This window comes from Pseudomonas sp. LBUM1664, from assembly GCF_059695895.1.
In genome coordinates, this window is record NZ_CP166791.1 from 4,582,122 (window position 1) to 4,602,448 (window position 20,327).

General features: G+C 60.2%; 19 protein-coding genes and 1 pseudogene. 8 read left to right on the plus strand and 12 right to left on the minus strand.

Translation table 11 applies throughout. The annotated features are described in order from the left end of the window. Positions 1-25: 25 nt before the first annotated feature. From ACA047_RS21440 to ACA047_RS21470, 7 genes are all read right to left on the minus strand, one after another. Positions 26-844, minus strand: coding sequence for a DUF4892 domain-containing protein (locus ACA047_RS21440; RefSeq protein WP_497352723.1), 819 nt, complete (start codon positions 842-844; stop codon positions 26-28). A gap of 129 nt (positions 845-973) precedes the next feature. Further along, complete coding sequence (locus ACA047_RS21445; protein WP_497352725.1) at positions 974-1,825, minus strand: alpha/beta hydrolase; 852 nt, start codon at positions 1,823-1,825, stop codon at positions 974-976. Then, a complete protein-coding gene (locus ACA047_RS21450; RefSeq protein ID WP_497352727.1) occupies positions 1,822-2,616 on the minus strand; it encodes an alpha/beta fold hydrolase in 795 nt (264 codons plus the stop codon). Before ACA047_RS21450 ends, ACA047_RS21445 begins: the two co-directional genes overlap by 4 nt. Positions 2,617-2,803: 187 nt before the next feature. Then, positions 2,804-3,247 carry a hotdog fold thioesterase gene (locus tag ACA047_RS21455; protein WP_497352729.1) on the minus strand — a complete coding sequence of 148 codons (444 nt, stop codon included), beginning with the start codon at positions 3,245-3,247 and terminating at the stop codon, positions 2,804-2,806. Positions 3,248-3,383: 136 nt separating this feature from the next. Further along, the gene (gene sixA / locus ACA047_RS21460) at positions 3,384-3,827 is read right to left on the minus strand and encodes a phosphohistidine phosphatase SixA (RefSeq protein ID WP_497352731.1); all 444 of its coding nucleotides are present in this window, start codon (positions 3,825-3,827) and stop codon (positions 3,384-3,386) included. Continuing rightward, positions 3,824-4,171, minus strand: coding sequence for a DUF4389 domain-containing protein (locus ACA047_RS21465; protein WP_497352733.1), 348 nt, complete (start codon positions 4,169-4,171; stop codon positions 3,824-3,826). The genes sixA and ACA047_RS21465 overlap by 4 nt, the downstream gene beginning before the upstream one ends. Positions 4,172-4,198: 27 nt before the next feature. Next, positions 4,199-5,224 (minus strand): NAD(P)H-dependent glycerol-3-phosphate dehydrogenase, encoded by a 1,026-nt coding sequence (locus ACA047_RS21470; protein ID WP_497352735.1) that lies wholly within the window; start codon positions 5,222-5,224, stop codon positions 4,199-4,201. A gap of 221 nt (positions 5,225-5,445) precedes the next feature. Here ACA047_RS21470 and ACA047_RS21475 point away from each other — a divergent pair, with 221 nt between their 5' ends. The 5 genes from ACA047_RS21475 to fabB all read left to right on the plus strand — a co-directional run bounded on the left by ACA047_RS21475 (position 5,446) and on the right by fabB (position 12,429). After that, a complete protein-coding gene (locus tag ACA047_RS21475; protein ID WP_497352737.1) occupies positions 5,446-7,569 on the plus strand; it encodes a TonB-dependent receptor plug domain-containing protein in 2,124 nt (707 codons plus the stop codon). Continuing rightward, positions 7,570-8,502 carry an ABC transporter substrate-binding protein gene (locus tag ACA047_RS21480; protein WP_497352739.1) on the plus strand — a complete coding sequence of 311 codons (933 nt, stop codon included), beginning with the start codon at positions 7,570-7,572 and terminating at the stop codon, positions 8,500-8,502. Next, on the plus strand, positions 8,499-10,400 hold the full coding sequence (locus ACA047_RS21485; protein WP_497352741.1) for an ATP-binding protein: 1,902 nt from the start codon (positions 8,499-8,501) through the stop codon (positions 10,398-10,400). Before ACA047_RS21480 ends, ACA047_RS21485 begins: the two co-directional genes overlap by 4 nt. A gap of 281 nt (positions 10,401-10,681) precedes the next feature. Then, positions 10,682-11,197, plus strand: a complete 516-nt coding sequence (gene fabA, locus ACA047_RS21490) for a 3-hydroxyacyl-[acyl-carrier-protein] dehydratase FabA (RefSeq protein ID WP_497352743.1) — start codon at positions 10,682-10,684, stop codon at positions 11,195-11,197. Between the two features lie 11 nt (positions 11,198-11,208). Beyond that, positions 11,209-12,429 (plus strand): beta-ketoacyl-ACP synthase I, encoded by a 1,221-nt coding sequence (gene fabB, locus ACA047_RS21495; RefSeq protein WP_497352745.1) that lies wholly within the window; start codon positions 11,209-11,211, stop codon positions 12,427-12,429. Between the two features lie 199 nt (positions 12,430-12,628). Here the strand turns inward: fabB and ACA047_RS21500 are convergent, their stop codons facing one another. Both ACA047_RS21500 and ACA047_RS21505 read right to left on the minus strand, forming a co-directional pair. Further along, positions 12,629-13,093, minus strand: coding sequence for a DUF3859 domain-containing protein (locus ACA047_RS21500; RefSeq protein ID WP_497352747.1), 465 nt, complete (start codon positions 13,091-13,093; stop codon positions 12,629-12,631). A 134-nt stretch (positions 13,094-13,227) separates the two neighbouring features. Continuing rightward, entirely contained in the window at positions 13,228-14,244 is a 1,017-nt protein-coding gene (locus ACA047_RS21505; protein WP_497352749.1) for an amidohydrolase family protein, read from the minus strand. A 127-nt stretch (positions 14,245-14,371) separates the two neighbouring features. Between ACA047_RS21505 and ACA047_RS21510 the strand changes: the two genes are divergently transcribed. Continuing rightward, complete coding sequence (locus tag ACA047_RS21510) at positions 14,372-15,232, plus strand: pirin family protein (protein WP_497360476.1); 861 nt, start codon at positions 14,372-14,374, stop codon at positions 15,230-15,232. Between the two features lie 133 nt (positions 15,233-15,365). Here ACA047_RS21510 and ACA047_RS21515 read toward each other — a convergent pair whose 3' ends face one another. The 3 genes and pseudogenes from ACA047_RS21515 to ACA047_RS21525 form a co-directional block, all read right to left on the minus strand. Continuing rightward, complete coding sequence (locus ACA047_RS21515; protein ID WP_497352751.1) at positions 15,366-16,088, minus strand: dienelactone hydrolase family protein; 723 nt, start codon at positions 16,086-16,088, stop codon at positions 15,366-15,368. Positions 16,089-16,155: 67 nt separating this feature from the next. Next, positions 16,156-18,060, minus strand: coding sequence for a molecular chaperone HtpG (gene htpG / locus ACA047_RS21520; protein ID WP_497352753.1), 1,905 nt, complete (start codon positions 18,058-18,060; stop codon positions 16,156-16,158). Between the two features lie 87 nt (positions 18,061-18,147). Further along, a pseudogene (locus tag ACA047_RS21525) lies at positions 18,148-18,329 on the minus strand (hypothetical protein); the annotation flags it as partial. A gap of 175 nt (positions 18,330-18,504) precedes the next feature. On the opposite strand from ACA047_RS21525, the gene ACA047_RS21530 reads away from it, so the two are divergent. Next, positions 18,505-19,416 carry a LysR family transcriptional regulator gene (locus ACA047_RS21530; RefSeq protein WP_497352755.1) on the plus strand — a complete coding sequence of 304 codons (912 nt, stop codon included), beginning with the start codon at positions 18,505-18,507 and terminating at the stop codon, positions 19,414-19,416. Positions 19,417-19,436: 20 nt separating this feature from the next. Next, positions 19,437-20,294, plus strand: coding sequence for a DMT family transporter (locus tag ACA047_RS21535; protein WP_497352757.1), 858 nt, complete (start codon positions 19,437-19,439; stop codon positions 20,292-20,294). Positions 20,295-20,327: the final 33 nt, after the last annotated feature.

Below are 20,327 nucleotides of genomic sequence, written 5' to 3' on the forward strand. Positions count from 1 at the left end.
CGTAAAACCCGTCACCCGAAACAGCTTATCGCAGTAACTCAAGGTGCAGGCCCGCCGCATCGCCACTGGCGGCCTCCATACGCGCCGCCCGGACGCCCTGGTCAATCAGCGCCTGACGCCAGGCCTGCGCCTCGGGGCCGGCGATACTGACCCGCAGGCCCGTGTCCAGGTTCAGCGCCCGGGACAGCAGGCGCAACCAGGTTTCGTCCGGCTCACCGGCAAGACGCGGCAAGTCCAGCACGCCGGTGTCCTTGAGCTGGCGCAACAGCGTGGCCGAGGTCGGCAGCAAGTCCCCCAGCGGTGTGCTCGCCTCGAATTGCTCGACGTGCAGGTAGGCCTTGCGGTTGCCGCGAGTAATGCCATACAGCGCAATCAGCGTGTTGTCCGCTGGCGGCGCCAGGCGCAGCAGCAGATAGGCCTGGCCATTGTCGTCGCCGTAGAGCTTGGCATTGCCGAAGACGTCGTTGGCCCACAGGCTGCTTTCGCCACAATCGCGAGCCTGACACCAGAACAGTAGCTCGGCACCCTGCTTCTGCAATGCTTCGCGGGCGACGGTAAAGCCTTGGGTGGCGGAATGTTCCGGCGGCAGTTCGTAGGTCACCGACGTGGCGCTACCACGGGCATCGACTTGCCCGTCGAAGCGCAACTGGCCGCTGATCTTGCGGATCGAGCCCAGGGGGTAAACCCGCTCCAGGCCGCTGGTTTGCCGATAATCGACGATCTGCGCGTCGGGTATGCGTGGTACGCGCTCCAGGTCCCGACTGCCGGGCACATCGGCGGCGAACGACGCCGGGCTGAAGCAGGCGAGCGCCAGCAGGGCGAGTGAATGAACGGATAATTTCATCGGATCGGCTTGGCCTGGGTCTCTTGGACGGAACTGGCGTCGTCGATGCGTCGCGAGGCTGGTAAACAGAGATCTGTCATGGTTGTCTCCCTTTCAACCCGCCCAGCCTCGACAGTTGCCCGGCGCAAGTCAAGGAACGGTGAAAAACCGATTGAAACAGTCTGCTACAAGCGCGGCGCCGACCTCATCGTTCAGGTGCAAATGATGGCCGCCGGGCAACTGTTCATGGCTGAAGGGTAGCCGCTCCAGCAGCTCAGGGTGCCGGGCAAGCATGCCGTCGGCAGCCACCACCAGGTGCGCAGGACAACCGACGCGCGCCACGAACGCCATGGCCTGTTCATCGGTCAGGCGTAGCGGCGATGGCAAGGTCAGGCGATTGTCGGTGCGCCAGGTGTAGCCTCCCGGCACCGGCATCAGGCCGCGCTGGGCCAGCAACTCGGCGGCCTCGCGGCTGACCGCGACCAGGCCTTTCATGCGGGCTTCGATGGCCCGGTCGAGGGTTTTGTAGACCGGCTTGCGTTTTTGCTGCAAATCCAATTGCGCTTGCAGGGCCATGCCCATGCGTTCGGCCGCATTGTCGCCTTTGGCGGTAGGAGGAATCACTCCGTCGATCAGCCCCAAGTGTGTTACCCGCTCTGGCAAGGCACCGGCCAGCACCAGCGACACAATGGCCCCCATGGAATGTCCCAGCAGGGCGAAACGCTTTAAACCCAGCTGTTCGGCGACTTGCAGCACATCATGCGCGTAGTCCCACAGGGCGTAGCCGGCGCCAGGCGGGCGGTGTCCGGAATGACCGTGACCGGCCATGTCCAGGGCAATCACCCGCACGCCCTCCAGCCGGGGTGCCAGCCGGGCGAAACTGTTGGCATTGTCCAGCCAGCCATGCAAGGCGATCACCGGTCGGCCATCTTCCGGCCCGAACAAGTGGGCGGCCAGTTCGATGTGGGGCAGGCTCAGACGGACTTCTTCGACCGCGCTCATGCGCTGCGTCCTTCCCACCGCTGGAACAGATCCTTGAGCAGATCGGCCGTGTCTTGCGGACGCTCGAGGGGAAACATATGGCCGCCGGGCATACTCAGGGATTCGCCATGGGGCATGCGGCCCACCGAACGGGTGTGATGACGCATCACCACGCGACTCTGCCGGCCTCGCACCACCGCCAGCGGCACTTTGAGCTTACGGGCCCGCCCGGGGCTTGTGTGCGGTACGCCGCGGTAAATACTGATTTCCGTGGCCGGGTCAAAGCGCAGCCGCAATCGGTCGCCGACTTGCTGCAGGCCATGTTGCAGGTAGGCGTCGAAGCATTCCGGATCGAAACCACGGAATAAGGTCTTGCCGGCAAAATACTGCCGGGCCGATTCCAGGTCACAAAATTCTTCACGCCGCCCCAAGGTCCGGCCGGCCGGGGTCAGGCGATCAATGAACCCCAGGCGCTTGGCGGCCAGGATCACCCACCGGTCGGCGCGGGTCAGCACCGGCGAATCGAGCATGACCACGCCACGATAGAGTTGAGGGCACCGCAACGCCGCGTGCAGGTGCAGTACGCCGCCCAGTGAATGGCCGACGCCCCACACCGGCTCTGGTTGCTGTTCCAGGTGATGGATGAGCTCGTCCACCAGGTTGTGCCAGTTATCGTCCACCGGGAAACGCGGGTCATGGCCGTGCAATTCCAGATGCGCGACCTTGTACTGCGGCGCCAGCGCGGCAAACAGCTTGCCGTAGGTGGCCGAGGGGAAACCATTGGCGTGGGTGAAAAACACCTGTTGCGACATGACAGCGATCCATGGAAGAACTGGGACTGATTGTCCGCAGAACCCGACGGCGCGGCAATGACCGTAACTGACAGGAATGATGACAGTCGAGCTTGGGCTATGGGGCTGTGAGCTGTATGAGCTGCGCGAACCTGTGGCGAGGGGATTTATCCCCCTCATCACAAGAGATCGCGCTCCAGTCCAAGTTTCAACGCCCAGGCGGTTGCTCACCCAGCGGCACCACCGCCATGGTCAGGCGCGACACGCAGTTGACCTTGCCGTCATCGTTGCTCAGGCGGATGTCCCAGACCTGGGTGGTACGGCCCAGGTGCACCATCCGGGCCGTGGCGGTCACCCGCCCACTGCGCACACCGCGCAGGTGGTTGGCGTTGATTTCCAGGCCCACGCAATAGAACTTGCCGGGGTCCACACACAGGTACGCGGCCATGGAGCCGACCGTTTCGGCCAGCACCACCGAAGCGCCGCCATGCAACAGGCCAAACGGCTGGTGGGTGCGGTGATCAACTACCATGCTGGCGGTCAGGGACTCATCGTCGAAAGACTCGAAACGAATGTCCAGCACCTCGCTGATGGTGTTTTTACCGGCGGCGTTCAATTGCTCAATGTTGGGAGTGGTGCGCCACAGACTCATCGCGGTCCTTCCTTTGTAGGTTTTATTGCATTCAATCCTGCACAGCACTGCGCGAGCAAGGCTTGACGCGATGCAGACGCAGTGGTGGATCAGGTATTGCGCGTCGACACCATCGCGGGCAAGCCTTGCTCCCACATTACAGACGCTTGAGCTTCATCGCCCCGGCCAACAGCAGGTCGCCTTCCAGCTCGGCCAGGCCAGCCGTCTGCACCTGCTCGGGTTGTTGCAGGTGACCGTGTTGCAACAAGCCCAGCAGGCTGCCCACCAGCGGGTTATGGCTGACCAGCAGCACATCGCCCTGAACATTGAGGTGTTCCAGGACTTTCTGCGGCCGGGTGTCCGGCGTGAGCCAGTGCACCGTGATCAGTTCGGGCTGCAAACCCAGTGCTTCGCGCACCAGTTGCGCGGTCTGCTGGGCGCGCAGGTACGGGCTGGCATAAATGGCGGTCAACGGCTGGCCGATCAGTTGCGCGGCGCTGCGCAACGCTTCTTCGCGACCGTGAGCGGTCAGGGCCCGCTCAGGATCGGGACGGGCACCGTATGGCTCGGCTTCACCATGACGCAATATCCAGAGTTTCATAGCTTCGGCTCTTCGTCCCGGACGGGATGCGGGGCCGCTGCCACGACGTGAGGCGCTTCACCTTCCGGCGCGCGCGGCGTTGGCCAGTCAGCAAACGGCCAGGGTTTCTGGTCACTGTGGAAGGTACCGAAACGGCCGATCTGGGCGAGGAACTGGCTCATGCTGTCGCCGAAATTCATCAGGCTGGCACTGGGTGCGCCGTAGATCAGCCGATAGATCAATTGCACCAGTACCACGGCGCCGAGGATGAATTGCGCCACCTGCCAGACCAGCAGATAAATCACCATCCACAACACGCGCAGCAGGATGGACTCATATTGGGCCGGTTCTTTCGGATCGTTCATAGCTCGCTCCTGCTTCTGATCAGAGGCTCAGTTGAAACCGCTGGTGGAAATGAAATCGACGTCGGTCTTCGGTTCGCCACGCATCAACAGTTCGATCACCTGTTCCAGTGTGCGCCCTTCGAACAGGATCGCATGCAGCCCGGCAACCAACGGCATATAAACACCGGCCTCCTGGGACTTGGCCTTGAGCACCTTGAGGGTGTTGACCCCTTCGGCCACTTCGCCCAAGCGCGACACAGCCTCGTCCAGGCTCAGGCCCTGACCGAGGGCGAAACCGACCTGATAGTTACGGCTCTTGGGGGATGAACAGGTGACAATCAGATCGCCCACTCCGGCCAACCCCAGGAAGGTCATCGGATTGGCGCCCTGGCTGACGGCAAAGCGCGTCATTTCCGCCAGCGCCCGGGTGATCAGCATGCTCTTGGTGTTCTCACCCATGCCCAGCGCCACCGCCATGCCGGCGATGATCGCGTAGACATTCTTCAACGCCCCGCCCAGCTCCACACCGAAACGGTCGGCACTGGCGTAGACCCGAAAGGTACGGCCATGGAGCGCAGCCTGGACCCGCTGGCACAGCGCTTCATCTTCACTGGCCACCACGGTGGCGGTCAGCGCGTGCTCGGCGATCTCCCGGGCCAGGTTCGGCCCGGAAATGACGCCGATGCGGGCTTTAGGGGCGATTTCTTCGAGGATCTCGCTCATCAGCTTGAAGGTCTGGGCTTCGATGCCCTTGGTCAGGCTCACCAGCAGCTTGCCGCTGAGGCGTTCGGCATGGGGCGCCAATACCGAGCGCAAGGCACTGGACGGCAAGGCGACGAAAAACAGGTCGCTGCCTTCAAGGGTTGCCTGCAAGTCGGTCACCGGTTCCACTTCCGGGCGAATCTTGATGCCTTTGAGGTAACGCGGGTTCTCGCGATTGACCCGGATGGCCTCGGCCTGCTCCGGGTCACGCATCCATTGGCGCACCGGGTGGCCATTCTCGGCCAGCAGGTTAGCCACGGCGGTGCCGAAACTCCCGCCTCCCAGGACCGCAATCGGGCGCTGATCAGTCATATGCAATCCGTTCATCCATACCAAGTGGCAATGCTGGGCATTATACGGAGCAGCCCGACAGAGTCAGCCAAAAGATCACAGCCCCTGCAGATGCTGCCGAAGGCTGTGATCTTTTCACGAATCCACCGACAAACCACAAGGAAAAGGCCGTCAGCGTGAATGGAAAACTCGTTCAGCTCGGTTAACATGCCCGCCACCTTTCCATTATCGAAGGCAGTGCCGTGTCCGTTGGCCCTTCCCGTTCCGGTTCGTCGCTGCTATTGGCGCTGTTCATCAGCCCGCCAGTGTTGGCCGACGACTTGTTTGTGGACAGCCAGTCCCTGCCCCAGGTGCTGACCGCCACGCGCCTGAAGCAATCGCCGGCGTCGGTGCCGGGCAGCATGACCGTGCTGGACAGCGAATTGATCAAGGCCAGCGGCGCCCGGGACATCAGCGAACTGTTGCGCCTGGTGCCGGGCATGATGGTCGGCAACCTCAGCGGCAACCAGGCCACCGTGAATTACCACGGCACCAACGCCAGCGAAGCACGACGCATGCAGGTACTGATCGATGGCCGCTCGGTGTACCGCGCCGGCCTGGCGACGGTGGACTGGAGCGATATTCCGGTGGCCATGGAAGACATCGACCGGATCGAAGTCTTCCGCGGCCCCAACACCGTCAGCTACGGCGCCAATGCGCTGATGGCGGTGGTCAATATCATCACCCGCGCCCCGGCCGACAGCCATGGCACCCGGCTGAAAGTCACCCAGGGCCAGCGCGGCATCAACGACTGGTACGCCAGTCAAGGCAGCGGCTGGGAGGGCGGCGACCTGCGGCTTTCGCTGTCCGGCCAGGAAGACGACGGCTTTGACAGCAACCGCAACGGCGCCGATTACCGCGACAGTCGTCGCCTGGAGCGCTTCAATCTGTCCGTCAGCCAGACCTTGAATGAACAGCAGAGCATCGACTGGCAACTGAACGCCAAGGACGGAACCAACCAGCGGCCTTATACCTACCGCCCCGTGTTCGCCGGGATTACAGCCGCTGGGGATAACTCCGACATCATCGCCAAAGACTATGCCGGTTCGCTGCGCTGGAATCTGGACCTGGCCCCCAACCACAGCCTTTATGTACAAGGCTCGATCCAGCACTGGGATCGTCAGCAGACCTGGCGCGCCTGCGATGCCGAGGTGTCCTTCAGCCCGCAACTGACCGACCTGTGGCAACTCAACCCCTACTACGCCGAGAAACTGGCGCGCAACATTCCCTCCTTCACAGACACCGGTGCGCCGCCTGGCACCCAACAGGAACAGGCGCTGGCCAATCAAGTCATCGATCAGTGGCGCAATGGCGCCTCGCAAACCTTGTGCGGCGATATCGACCAAAGCGCACGGGAGTCACGCTACGACCTGGAAATCCAGGACACCTTGAGCCTGTCCGACAGCCTGCGACTGGTCACCGGGACGAATTTTCGCTACGACCGGGCCGACTCCGAGACGTACTTCAACGGCACGCTGGACGACACCACCTGGCGGCTGTTCGGCCAGCTCGAATGGCGGGCCAGCGAGCACTGGCTGTTGCAGGGCGGCGCAATGTTCGAAGACACCCGCCTGACCGGCAGCTCGCTGACACCGCGGGTGGCAATCAACTACCTGATCACGCCGCGCCATGGCTTGCGCGCGGTGTATTCCGAAGCGGTGCGCTCCCCGGACATGTTCGAGAACAACGTCAACTGGAGCTATCAGGTCACCAACCTCCAACCGGCGGCCTTCGGCCAGAGCAGCGCCCGTTACTTTGTCCGAACCCGTGGCCCGGGGAACCTGGAGCAAGAGCACATGCGCTCCCGGGAGCTGGGCTACAACGGTTATTTCATGGACCTGGGCCTGACGGTCGATGTAAAACTGTTCCATGACGAAATCACCGGCATGATCAGCGAACCGCTGCGCAACAATCAGTACATTGCCAGCAACACCAACGAATCACAGTTCTCCGGGGCCGAAACCCAGTTCGACTGGCGCATGAGCAGCGCCGACCGCCTGCGCCTCACCTACGCCTACGTCGATGCCCTGGCCAGCAACCCCCTCGACGAACAACTGACCGCACGCAACAGTGGTTCGGCCGGCTGGCTGCGGGACTGGGGCCTGGGCTGGACCAGCGCGGTCTTCTATTACGCCGCCGATGCCCTCAACGGTTATCGCTTCGAACGAGTCGACACCCGCCTCGCCCGGCGCATCCCGCTGGCCAAGGCCAACCTGGAGCTGGCGGGCATCCTGCAACAACGCCTCGACAACCAGCCGACCACATTCGTCGACAACCGCTACGACTCCCGTCATGCCTTGTATTTCAGCGCGGAGCTGTCCTTCTAGATGTCCCGGGAGCAACCACGCAAGAGGTCATTTCATGGCCGCCTGGCGCTGGCGCTATGCCTGGTGTTTGCAGGTTGGCTGGCGACGATCGAGGCCCGAGCCGCCGAGATTCTGTTGACGGGTGCCCAGGACGGCCCCGGCGTGCAGTCCTTCACCCAGGCCCTGAAAGCCCGGCGCCCCGAAGACAATGTGCGGTTTATCCCACTGGCCAGCCTGCCGGCGCCGGACAAATTACCGGGCAATATCCGCCTGGTCCTGCTTGACCTGCCCAGCCTCGATTGGCGCCTGCAAGAGACCAGCGGACCGGCCACTCTGGTGCTGCGAATCAGCCGCCAGCAAGCCCGGGACCGCCTGGGCGAGGCAACGCCCGCTCACCTGAGCCTGCTGTGGAGCGACCCGCCAGTGGCACGGCAATTACAGTTGATTCGCACGATCCTGCCGCAAGTGCGAAGAGTCGGTGTGCTGTTCGACAGGCACAGCGAGTTTTTGCTCAAGGACATCCGCCAGGCAGCCATACCGCTGGGCCTGGAGATCGTGAGCGAGCGTTGGGACGACATCAACGACAGCCGCCCCCTGCAAAACCTGCTGACGCAGAGCGATGTGCTCCTGGGCCTCGACGACCCCGACCTCTACAACCCTAAGACGGTGAAGAACCTGTTGCTCAGCAGCTATGCCCGGCAACGTGTGCTGATTGGGCCGAGCGCCGCGTTCGTCAAGGCCGGTAGCCTGGCCAGCACCTACAGCGACCAGGAGGACTGGCTGGCAATTCTCGACGATCTGCTCGACCGCCCCGCCGCCGCCTGGCCGCGCACCCTGTACCCAGCCCGTTTCAAAGTGCTGAGCAACCGGCAGGTCACCCGCTCACTGGGGATCGAACCGATTGATGCCGAATCCGTCGCTGCAACGTTGGCCGAAGGAGAACACCGCCCATGACCTTGCGTCGTCGCTGGGATATCAATACCCGCACCCAGCTCATCGCCCTCGGCCCGGCATTGCTGCTGACCGTGCTGTTAATCAGCTTCTTTACCTTCGTGCGGATCCAGGACCTGCGCCAGGAGCTAAACCACACCGGCCAACTGATCGCCAACCAACTGGCCCCCGCCACGGAATACGGGGTGATTTCCGGCAACAACGACGTGCTGGAAAGTCTGCTCACCGCCACTCTGGCGACACCCCACGTGCGCTTCCTGGAGGTTCAGGACAGCACAGACAAAGTTCTGGTGTACGTCGAGCAACCCGAGCAAAGCCACAGTCGCACCCAGCAGATCGAAGTGTTCCAGGCGCCGGTTCGCTTGCAGCGCATTGCCCTGAACAATGACTTCTTGCAAGGCAACAGCACCTCCAGCGAGTCGCCCGGCGAGGATTATCTGGGCCGGGTAATCGTCGGCATGTCCAGTGACGCCTTCAGCCAGCGACAGCAGGAAATCCTGCTCAAGGCCGCAATCCTGGCGCTGTTCGCCCTGCTGTTCACTTTTCTGGTGGCGCGTCGCCTGGCGTCCAACCTGTCCCGGCCGATCCGCGACATCGGCAACGCGGTCAAGGCAATCCAGAAAGGCGACTACAACACCCCGCTGCCCATCGTCGAAGACGCCGAACTGGGGGCCTTGTCGCGGCATATCAACAACCTGGCCGAAGGGCTTGAGCAAGCCAGCCGGGAACAACACCAGGCCATGGCGCAACTGATCAAGACCCGGGAAGAGGCGGAAAAGGCCAACAGTGCCAAGTCCGAGTTCCTGGCGATGATGAGCCATGAACTGCGCACGCCCATGAACGGCGTACTGGGCATGCTGCAATTGCTGGAAACCACCCGCATGACCGACGAGCAGCACGAATACACCGCGCTGGCGTCGGAATCCACCGAGCACCTGTTGAAGGTGATCAATGACATTCTCGACTTTTCGCGCATCGAACGCTCGGCCCTGGAGCTGGAGCACATCCCGTTCAATCTGTCGGAGCTGGTGGGCAGTTGCGCCCAGTCGTTCCAGCACAGTGCCGCGCAACGCAAGCTGGGCCTGGACCTGCTGATCCCCGACGACATGCTGGCCTTGCAAGTGCAAGGCGATCCGACGCGGATACGGCAGATCCTGGTGAACCTGATCGGCAACGCACTGAAATTCACCGAACAAGGCCGCATCACCGTGCAGTGCCAATGGCAGGCTCTGGATCACGAACTGCTGTGGTTCACTTGCACGGTGCGCGACAGTGGCATCGGTATTCCGATCGAGAGCCTGGAGCGCATGTTCGATGCCTTCCAGCAGGCCGACAGTTCGATCTCCCGGCGCTACGGCGGTACAGGCCTGGGCCTGCCGATCGCCCGCACCCTGGCCGAACGCATGGGCGGTACGCTGCGGGCCCAGAGCGAAGAAGGCCATGGCTCGGTATTCACCCTGGAGATCCCGCTGGCCCTGTCGCGGCAGACCCAGCCGGCCCTGGTGCCGCGGCTGCCTGGTGGCACCGGCGATGGCGAAGGCCGTAACGTGTTGCTGGTGGAAGACAATCCGGTGAATCAAGCGGTGATCGAAGCCATGCTGCGCAGCCTGGGCTTCACGGTCAGCGTCGCCACCGATGGTGCCCAGGCTGTACGTAGCGCCGAGAGCCTGATTTTCGAAGCGATCCTCATGGATTGCCGGCTGCCCATTATCGATGGCTACGAAGCCACGCGGCAGATCCGCCAGTTACCCGGCTGCAGCGAAGTGCCGATCATCGCCCTGACGGCCAATGCCTTGCAGGGCGACCGCGAAGCCTGCCTTGAAGCAGGCATGAACGATTACCTCGCCAAACCGTTCAAAAGGATTGATCTGCAGCAGATTCTGCAGCGCTGGCTGCCTTGAATGCAGGGTCTTGGTGACTTGTGCGGCGAGCCACACAGGCCACAAGACCATCTGTGACTGGCGTGAAAGGCGAAAGTGCGGCAGTCTTAGGCACCCGAACAGGCCTCGATTGAGGCTTGAATAAAAATTTCAGTGCACAGGTGTACATTCATTTCCCGTGTGCTGTGACTTTCACTACAACGCAATAGTCTATGAGTAGGCTGTCGATTCGAGGCATGAACGCTTCGATCGGCCGGGAAGATTTGCCCCACCCTGCCGCATGGGACTATTGAGGAGCTCGCATGACCAAACAAAACGCCTTTACTCGGGAAGATCTGCTGCGCTGCAGTCGCGGTGAGCTGTTCGGCCCAGGTAACGCGCAACTGCCCGCCCCGAACATGCTGATGGTGGATCGCATCACCCATATCAGCGAAGAGGGTGGCAAGTACGGCAAAGGTGAATTGGTCGCCGAGCTGGATATCACTCCGGACCTGTGGTTTTTCGCCTGCCATTTCGAAGGTGATCCGGTGATGCCCGGCTGCCTGGGCCTGGATGCCATGTGGCAACTGGTCGGTTTTTTCCTTGGCTGGCAAGGCCTGCCGGGCCGCGGTCGCGCCCTGGGTTCGGGCGAAGTGAAGTTCTTCGGTCAGGTTCTGCCGACCGCCAAGAAAATCACCTATAACATTCATATCAAACGCGTCCTCAAGGGCAAGCTGAACATGGCCATTGCCGATGGTTCGGTTACCGTGGACGGTCGCGAGATCTACACCGCCGAAGGCCTTCGGGTCGGCGTTTTTACCTCCACTGACAACTTCTAAGGGTTATCCGCATGCGCCGCGTCGTTATCACTGGTCTGGGCATCGTTTCGTGCCTGGGCAATGACAAAGAGACCGTCTCCGCTAACCTGCGTGCAAGTCGCCCTGGCATCCGGTTCAACCCGGAATACGCCGAAATGGGTCTGCGTAGCCAGGTTTCCGGCTCCATTGACCTCAATCTCGAAGAGCTGATCGATCGCAAGATCTACCGTTTCGTCGGCCACGCGGCGGCTTATGCCTACCTGGCCATGAAAGACGCCATCGCTGACTCCGGCCTGACCGAAGAGCAAGTGTCCAACCCGCGCACCGGCCTGATCGCCGGCTCCGGCGGTGCCTCGACCTTGAACCAGATGGAAGCGCTGGACATCCTGCGCGAAAAAGGCGTCAAGCGCGTCGGCCCGTACCGCGTCACACGGACCATGAGCAGCACCGTTTCCGCTTGCCTGGCCACGCCATTCAAGATCAAGGGCCTGAACTACTCCATCGCATCTGCCTGCGCCACCAGTGCCCACTGCATCGGTAACGCCATGGAACAGATCCAGATGGGCAAGCAGGACATCGTGTTCGCTGGCGGCGGTGAAGAAGAACATTGGAGCCAATCGTTCCTGTTCGACGCCATGGGCGCCCTGTCCAGCCAGTACAACGAAACCCCGGAAAAGGCCTCCCGCGCCTACGACGCCAAGCGTGACGGTTTCGTCATCGCCGGCGGCGGCGGCATGGTGGTGGTCGAGGAGCTGGAACACGCGCTGGCCCGTGGCGCGAAAATCTACGCGGAAATCGTCGGCTACGGCGCCACTTCCGACGGTTACGACATGGTCGCCCCAAGCGGCGAAGGTGCCATCCGCTGCATGCAGATGGCCATGTCCACCGTCGACACGCCAATCGACTACCTGAACACCCACGGCACCTCGACCCCGGTCGGTGACGTCGCGGAAATGAAAGGTGTGCGTGAAGTCTTCGGCGCCAAGGCCCCGGCCATCAGCTCCACCAAGAGCCTGTCTGGTCACTCCCTGGGCGCTGCCGGCGTTCACGAAGCGATCTACTGCATGCTGATGATGGAAGGCAACTTCATGGCAGGTTCTGCCAACATCGACGAACTGGACCCGGAAGTGGCCGACATGCCAATTCTGACCAAGACTCGCGAAGACGCCACCATCAACACCGTGATGAGCAACAGCTTCGGCTTCGGTGGCACCAACGCCACCCTGGTATTGAAGCGCTGGCAGGGCAAGTAAGCCCCGCCGCTACGCCACACACAAAAACGCCCCGACTGGTTCGGGGCGTTTTTTTGTGCCTGCGAAATACACCGTGTGGGACCCTGTGGGAGCGAGCCTGCTCACGATTGCGGTCTTACTTCAGCATCAATATTGGCTGACCGACCGCTATCGCGAGCAGGCTCGCTCCCACATTTTTTTGATCTGCAGTGGATTGAATTCAGCGCACCACAAAGCGCTGCTGCGCCAGCAACCGATCCCCCTGGAACACCATGAACCGCCACTCCCCCGGTACCACTTCGGCGCTTTCCGTGAATTCGTAGGCCATTATATCCTGAGGCGCGCCGGGTACCACTTGCTGGGTAATTTCGAATTTATCGTGGAGCACGCCATCGTTGGTGCGGATGCCCGGTGTGAAATACAGCAGGGTCAGCGGCTGGTCATTAGCGACCTTACCCACCAACTGGTAGCGCAGGCCGAACTTGGTCCCCAGCTTCGCCGGTATGCTTTCGGTCTGACGGATCTGCTCGTTGCTGCGACGCAGGACCCGCTCCCCCGATTGCACTTCGGCTTTCGGCCCTTCAAAGACGCCGTACTCCACCGGGCCTTCGACACGGACGTCTGCCTGAGCCAGGCCGCAAGACAATAACAGCGCGACCACTGCGCTTGAACGGGTGAGGTACATACGTGCGCTCCTTGATTGAGATGAGCGCGAGGGTATGACGCGGGAGTGACAGGCTGATGACAAAGCAGTGTTTGCCTGTGGGAGCAAAGCTTGCTCGCGATGCAGGCACCTCAGCCTCCAAGACCGCATGATCTTCATCGCGGGCAAGCCTTGCTCCCACACAATACCGCCAGGAAATTATCCCGCGCTACCTTCCTGGCCACCGCTTCGGGCAAGGCATCGAGGAACGGGTCAAAGCCGTGCAGCTCCTTACCGAGCTTGTTGAAACGCCCTACCACATCCGACCCCACCATGAAGCGCTCCGGGAAGCGCTCCACCAGCTTTACCCACGCCTCACGAGGCTTGCCCGCTTCGTCGAGCAAATACGGCGTGAGCACGCTCCAGGACAGGTCAACGTACAGATTGGGGTAGGACTCGAGCATCCGGGTCAGCGTCGGCAACAGAAAATCCAGCTGGGTCTGGTGCCGATGGATTTCCATGCTGGTGCCGGCATGGGCCCAGATGAACCGCGTGTGCGGGTGATTACGCAGCGGCTCCTCGACTTCTGCCAGATACAGAGGATTTTTCTCACGCTTGGAAGTGATATTGGAATGCAACATCACCGGCAGGTCGTTCTCGGCCGCCAGGTGATAGATCCGCGCCATCGCTTCGTTGTTGGCTCGCGGAGTATCGCCCGACGTCAGCGCCGTAAGGTCGTCATGACGGGTGAACACCTCACCAATGCCTTGCCACAGCCCCGGGTACAAATCGAGCATGCGCTGGATATGCGCGGCGGAGTTCTTGTCGTTGGGATTGAAGCCGGACAGAAAGGGATGAAAGTGCTGGCGTTGTTCAGCGGTCAGCTTGCTCACCGCCGCTGCGACAATCACGTCGGTGGCGCTGTACCAATAGGCGTCTGCATCGTCACCGGCGTAGTAACGCGGACGCTTGGGCTCGTCCTCATGCCATTTCTTGGCCACTGGAATGCCGGAAATCATCACGTGCTCGATGCGATTGTCAGCCATCGCCTTGAGCAGCTGGGGCATGCCGGCGGTTTCTTGAAAGAAATCGACGTAATGCAGATGCGCATCGCTGTAGGCATATTCGCGGGCCATGGCACCACTGCTCAAAACAGCCAGCAGCCAGGCGAAAATCAGACGGGTCAATGGCACAGGCAGTCTCCAAAAGGCCATGAGCAGCATAGACCGCGCCCGTCCCGCCAGGGTTCAAGCGGCATGTGCCGCCGCTCGCGGCGGCGGGTTATGCTTTGTGCATTCGTTGCTCAACCTGGAAGACACGATGACCACGCCCCTGACCATCCGTCCCCGTGCAGAAGATGTCGAAGGCCAGCCCATTCTTCGCCCGCTGCCGTCTGCCAAGTGCCGCAGCGTCGGACCTTTCGTGTTTTTCGACCACATGTTGCGAACCTCCTACCAGGCCGGTAATGGCATGAACATCCGTCAGCATCCCCACATCGGGCTGTCCACCCTCACCTACTTGTTCGAGGGCAAACTCCAGCACAAGGACAGCCTCGGTTCCGACCAGGTGGTGGACGCCGGGGATGTCAGCTGGATGACCGCCGGCAGCGCCATTTCCCATGTCGAACGCACGCCGGCGTCACTGCTGGGCGGCGACTTCGTCATGCACGGGTTGCAAGTCTGGCTGGCCTCGCCCAAGTCGCACGAACAGGGACCTGGGCACTACAGCCATCATCCGGCACACAGCCTGCCAGTCAGCGATAACCTGGGGGTAAGAATCCGGATGATCGCCGGGTCAGGCTTTTGCCTGGAATCGCCGGTACCGGTCTTGTCTCCTACGCTTTACGCCGAGTTGAACCTGCAAAGCGCGACGACGTTGCTGATTCCCACCGAACATGAAGAGCGGGCACTGTATGTGTTGAGCGGTGAGGCGCAGTTGGAGGGCGAGCCGGTGGAGCCTCATTCGTTGGTGATACTGCCGGCTGGGGAAGAGATGACACTGTGTGCCGCCAGTGACTGCCATGCCGTGCTGTTCGGCGGTACGCCGCTGGACGGGCCGCGGCGGATCAACTGGAACTTCGTCTCCAGCGACCCGGCCCGGATAGACGAAGCCCGCCGGCGTTGGTCGGCCAGGGACTGGCCGACCGTACCGGGGGAAAGCGAGCGGATCGAATTGCCCTGAACTCAGGGTTGTCCCTCCCACACTGGACCGGTGCAGTTCGCGAATGCTGCGAACACCTCGGCCAAATGTGGGAGCGAGCCTGCTCGCGATAGCAATCTGGCAGGCGACAGTACATTCAGCGCCAAGCCCGATTTCAGCCTCTGAACACCTCATCCAACAAATTATGCATCGACCTGAACGCACGTTCGGCGACCTTGGCGTTGTACATCATCTTGCCCGGTACATTGGCCTGTGGATCGGTGAACGAATGCACCGCGCCACCGTAGCTCAGCAATTGCCAATCCACCCCGGCAGCGTTCATTTCATCCTCGAAGGCCGGCAGTTGCTCTTTCGGTACCAGCGGATCAGAAGCGCCATGCATCACCAACACCGCCCCCTTGATGTTCTGTGCATCCGCCGGGTTCGGCGTATCCAGGGTGCCGTGAAACGAGATGGCCGCTTTCAGCGGTGCGCCGGTACGGGCCAGTTCCAGGGAGCAGCAGCCACCGAAGCAGAAACCGAACGTGGCGAGGTTCGACGTATCGACCTGCGCTTGGCCCTGCAGTTGCTCAAACGCCGCCTGCATGCGCTTGCGCAATAGGGCCCGGTCGTTCTTGAGCGGCATCATCGCCGCCCCAGCCTCGTCGCCATTGGTCGGGCGCACGACCTGGCCGTACAGGTCGGCAATCAACACGACATAGCCCTTGGCCGCCACCGACTTGGCGATTTCCTCGGCACCCGCCCCTACCCCCATCCAGTTCGGCGCCATCAGCAAACCGGGGCGTAGCCCCTGCTGGCTGGCGTCGAAAGCCAGGCGGCTTTCATAGTTTTGGCCTTCGATCTGATAGACCACTGAACGAACCGTAATCTGACTCATCACTGACTCCTCTTTAACCGAACACCAAAATGAAAAAACCCGCCGAAGCGGGTTTTTCCTGCCTTGATTAGGCTGACAGCTCTACCAACAGCTTGTTCAAGCGACGGACATAAGCCGCCGGGTCCTTGAGGCTATCACCCGCCGCCAGGGCCGCCTGGTCGAACAGGATATGCGACAGGTCGCCGAAACGCTCTTCGCTCTGCTCGTTGTCGAGTTTTTCCACCAGCGGGTGGGCCGGGTTGAATTCGAAGATCGGCTTGGAATCCGGGACCTTCTGGCCGCTGGCTTCCAGGATCTGACGCATCTGCAGGCCGAGGTCCTGCTCACCGATGGCCAGGATCGCCGGGGAATCAGTCAGACGGTGAGAAACCCGCACTTCGCTGACAGCATCGCCCAAGGCAGTCTTGATCCGCTCAACCAGGCCTTCCTTGCTCTTGGCGACTTCTTCGGCGGCTTTCTTGTCTTCTTCCGAATCCAGGTTGCCGAGATCCAGGTCGCCACGGGCTACATCGACGAAGCTCTTGCCGTCGAATTCGCTGAGGTAGCTCATCAGCCACTCATCGATGCGGTCGGTCAGCAGCAGCACTTCGATGCCTTTCTTGCGGAAGACTTCCAGGTGCGGGCTGTTCTTGACCTGTGCATAAGTTTCGCCGGTGAGGTAGTAGATCTTGTCCTGACCTTCCTTGGCGCGGGCCAGGTAATCGGCCAGAGCAACGATCTGCTCGCCATCCTCACCCTGGGTCGAAGCAAAGCGCAGCAGGCCAGCGATCTTCTCTTTGTTGGCGAAGTCTTCGGCCGGGCCTTCTTTCATCACCTGGCCGAAGTTCTTCCAGAAGCCCTTGTACTGCTCAGGCTCGTTTTTCGCCAGTTTCTCCAGCATGTCCAGCACGCGCTTGGTCAGCGCCGACTTCATGGAGTCGATGATCGGGTCTTTCTGCAGGATTTCCCGGGAGACGTTCAGGGATAGGTCGTTGGAGTCCACCACACCTTTGATGAAGCGCAGGTACAGCGGCAGGAACGACTCGGCCTGGTCCATCACGAACACTCGCTGCACGTACAGCTTCAAGCCGCGTGGTGCTTCGCGCTGGTACAGGTCGAACGGAGCGCGGGCCGGCACATACAACAGCGAGCTGTATTCCAGCTTGCCTTCAACCTTGTTATGGCTCCAGCTCAGCGGGTTCTCGTAATCGTGGGCGATGTGCTTGTAGAACTCCTGGTATTCCTCATCCTTCACCTCGGTGCGTGGGCGAGTCCACAGGGCGCTGGCGCGGTTGACGGTTTCCCATTCCACTTCTGGCTTTTCTTCACCTTCAGCGGCGGTGACTTCCTTCGGCAGCTCGATCGGCAGCGCGATATGGTCGGAGTACTTCTTGATGATGTTGCGCAAGCGCCAACCATCGGCGAACTCGTCCTCACCGGACTTGAGGTGCAACACGATGCGGGTCCCGCGATCAGCTTTATCGACCGTGGCGACTTCAAATTCGCCTTCGCCTTTGGACGACCAGTGCACACCTTCGCCCGCAGCGAGGCCGGCACGACGGCTGAAGACTTCGACCTGATCGGCGACGATGAACGCGGAATAAAAACCGACACCGAACTGACCGATCAGGTGGGAATCTTTCTTCTGATCGCCAGAGAGGTTTTTCATGAAGTCGGCGGTGCCGGACTTGGCGATGGTGCCCAGGTGCGTGATCACCTCTTCGCGGCTCATGCCGATACCGTTGTCTTCGAGGGTGACGGTTTTCGCGTCCTTGTCGAAGCTCACACGGATTTTCAGCTCAGCGCCGCCTTCCAGCAATTGAGGCTTGGAAAGGGCTTCGAAACGTAATTTGTCGACAGCGTCAGAGGCGTTCGAAATCAGCTCGCGAAGGAAAATTTCCTTATTTGAATACAGCGAGTGAATCATCAGGTGCAGCAGTTGCTTCACCTCGGTCTGGAAGCCCAGGGTTTCCTTTTGAGTTTCCACGCTCATGGTCATCAAACTCCAAGTGGATAGTGGTGTCCGCCTCGCTGAGATTGGCGGCGGGATGTTCTCAAGGTGGGGGCAACGCTGATGATTTCAAGGGCTCGGTTGTGAAGGCTCCTGGTTTTTGAAAGGCGTGCGCGTGGCAATGGGCTCGGCTACGACATCCTCTGCCAAGCTGCGATCGCAACGCTGGCCAGCCGCAGCCCCCCAGCGTGGGTGGCTGGCAGTAAAGGGTTACCCATGTTGTCCTTATTGGCGGGCAGGGGAAACATTAGCGCACCGTAATGGCACTTCACCTATATCTGTCAGAGACTTCAGATATCGAACACTGTCTTCTGGGTAGTCGCGTGGGTGTTATTGCCATACCTATTGTCGACAGGTATCGTACGACGCATCGTGTCGAGCTCTGATTAACTGTTCAAGCTCAACGACCCAGGAGCTGGAACGTCAATGGACTTTAACTACAACAGGATTCTTGCTTACCTAAAAGTTGCCGAATTCAAGTCATTTTCCGGCGCAGCGGTACAGCTAAATATTAGCACCGGCATGGTCAGCGTTCATATCAAAGAGCTTGAGCGCTCTTTGGGCACAACCTTAATCAGCAGAACCACTCGATCATTGGTCCTGACAGAAGCAGGGCAACGCTTCTATGATGACTTTATCGACATCAAACAGCGAATCGATTGCTCCCTTGAAACCTTAAAAGGTGAATCAGAGCACGTCTGTGGCGTGCTGCGAATTGTATCGCCCAGGGATTACGGCTCACGTTTTATCGTGCCGATCATCGCCGAATTCTCGAAGTTATACCCTCAGTTAAAAATCGTCCATGATGTCGGCGCACCGCTTTCCGAGCTCGCCAGCGGCAAACACGACCTGGCCATCTGCCTTGGGAGCCTTCAGGATTCTTCATTCAAGTGCCGAAAGATATCGGAGTTCCGCAGTTACCTGATCGCCAGCCCGGAATTCATCGAACAGCACGCCTTGGAAGACATTAACTGCCTTAATACCTTACCGTGGATTGCCAATGAAAAACTCTATAAAGAAGGAAAGTTGATCCTGAGAAAAGGTCGAACAGAACAGTTCGCCATAAAACCCGTGACCCGTTACAGCTCGAACTCGTTGACCTTAACTCACCAAATGGCTCTTTTCTCCCTTGGCATAGCCGTCCTGCCAGCCTGGATGCTCAAAGACGATATCCAGGCCAACAAGCTTATTCGATTATTTCCACATTATGAGTTCAGCGCAATGCCCATCAATATTCTTTACCCCAACTGCATCAGGCTGCCGACAAAGGCTCGCCGTTTTATTGATTATCTGGTCGCCAAACTGGGCACTGCCCCTCATGAATCACACGAACAATGACTGAGTAAAGAGGCGCAAAAATGCATCAGGTAAAACTGCCATTAGGTGGAGCATTATGGATGGCAGCAAGCCTGCTCTCATTCATTGGCATGGCCGTGGCGGCCAGAGAGCTTTCAATGTTCATGTCGATCTTCGAGATCCTGTTTTTCAGGTCCTTTGTCGGCTTGATCATTATTTCTCCTATCATTTACAAACAGCGCGCCAAACTCAGACAAGCACGAGATATTGGCCTGCAGGTTGGCAGGAATGCGGTTCATTTCGCCGGACAATATGCCTGGACCGTTGGCGTGGCGTCGCTTCCATTGGTTAAGGTCTTTGCGCTGGAGTTCACCACCCCGATATGGGTTTCCCTGCTGGCGTTCTTATTCTTGAAAGAAAAACTCTCCACCGCCAGGGTGCTCGCCGCCATCGGCGGTTTTATCGGCGTCCTGGTCGTTCTAAGACCCGGCCTTGACAGCATTGAACCCGCCGCACTTATCGTTCTGCTGGCCGCCATGGGGTATGCAACATCCATCATCATGGTTAAGAAACTGACGTTGACCAGCAGCCCCACCCTCATCGTGATCTGGATGGTACTGCTACAACTGCCCCTGGGTTTTGGTCTGTCCCTGGCACAATGGCGTACCCCTACGCTCGAATGCATCCCATGGATTCTACTGTTAGGCATAACGGGCTTAAGCGCACACTTCGCCATGGCCAAAGCGCTGAGCGTCATGGAGGCGTCCATTGCCATACCGATTGATTTTTTCAGGGTGCCGCTCATTGCCGTGGTTGGGTTTTTTCTCTACGGCGAGAGCCTTGAAATCTGGGTATTAGTCGGCGCGTTGATTATCTTCGCCTCAAACTATCTGTCCTTCAGGATCGAACAAAAGAACTAAGCATCCCGGCAGGGGCGATGGCCCCTGCCGAGG

Bases quoted from the DNA above. Each gene is read 5' to 3' on its own strand.
- ACA047_RS21480 (WP_497352739.1), top strand. From the start codon at position 7,570: ATGTCCCGGGAGCAACCACGCAAGAGGTCATTTCATGGCCGCCTGGCG.
- ACA047_RS21450 (WP_497352727.1), bottom strand. From the start codon at position 2,616: ATGTCGCAACAGGTGTTTTTCACCCACGCCAATGGTTTCCCCTCGGCC.
- ACA047_RS21470 (WP_497352735.1), bottom strand. From the start codon at position 5,224: ATGACTGATCAGCGCCCGATTGCGGTCCTGGGAGGCGGGAGTTTCGGC.
- sixA (WP_497352731.1), bottom strand. From the start codon at position 3,827: ATGAAACTCTGGATATTGCGTCATGGTGAAGCCGAGCCATACGGTGCC.
- ACA047_RS21455 (WP_497352729.1), bottom strand. From the start codon at position 3,247: ATGAGTCTGTGGCGCACCACTCCCAACATTGAGCAATTGAACGCCGCC.
- fabB (WP_497352745.1), top strand. From the start codon at position 11,209: ATGCGCCGCGTCGTTATCACTGGTCTGGGCATCGTTTCGTGCCTGGGC.
- ACA047_RS21515 (WP_497352751.1), bottom strand. From the start codon at position 16,088: ATGAGTCAGATTACGGTTCGTTCAGTGGTCTATCAGATCGAAGGCCAA.
- ACA047_RS21445 (WP_497352725.1), bottom strand. From the start codon at position 1,825: ATGAGCGCGGTCGAAGAAGTCCGTCTGAGCCTGCCCCACATCGAACTG.
- ACA047_RS21485 (WP_497352741.1), top strand. From the start codon at position 8,499: ATGACCTTGCGTCGTCGCTGGGATATCAATACCCGCACCCAGCTCATC.
- htpG (WP_497352753.1), bottom strand. From the start codon at position 18,060: ATGAGCGTGGAAACTCAAAAGGAAACCCTGGGCTTCCAGACCGAGGTG.
- ACA047_RS21535 (WP_497352757.1), top strand. From the start codon at position 19,437: ATGCATCAGGTAAAACTGCCATTAGGTGGAGCATTATGGATGGCAGCA.
- ACA047_RS21500 (WP_497352747.1), bottom strand. From the start codon at position 13,093: ATGTACCTCACCCGTTCAAGCGCAGTGGTCGCGCTGTTATTGTCTTGC.
- ACA047_RS21530 (WP_497352755.1), top strand. From the start codon at position 18,505: ATGGACTTTAACTACAACAGGATTCTTGCTTACCTAAAAGTTGCCGAA.
- ACA047_RS21510 (WP_497360476.1), top strand. From the start codon at position 14,372: ATGACCACGCCCCTGACCATCCGTCCCCGTGCAGAAGATGTCGAAGGC.
- ACA047_RS21465 (WP_497352733.1), bottom strand. From the start codon at position 4,171: ATGAACGATCCGAAAGAACCGGCCCAATATGAGTCCATCCTGCTGCGC.
- ACA047_RS21440 (WP_497352723.1), bottom strand. From the start codon at position 844: ATGAAATTATCCGTTCATTCACTCGCCCTGCTGGCGCTCGCCTGCTTC.
- fabA (WP_497352743.1), top strand. From the start codon at position 10,682: ATGACCAAACAAAACGCCTTTACTCGGGAAGATCTGCTGCGCTGCAGT.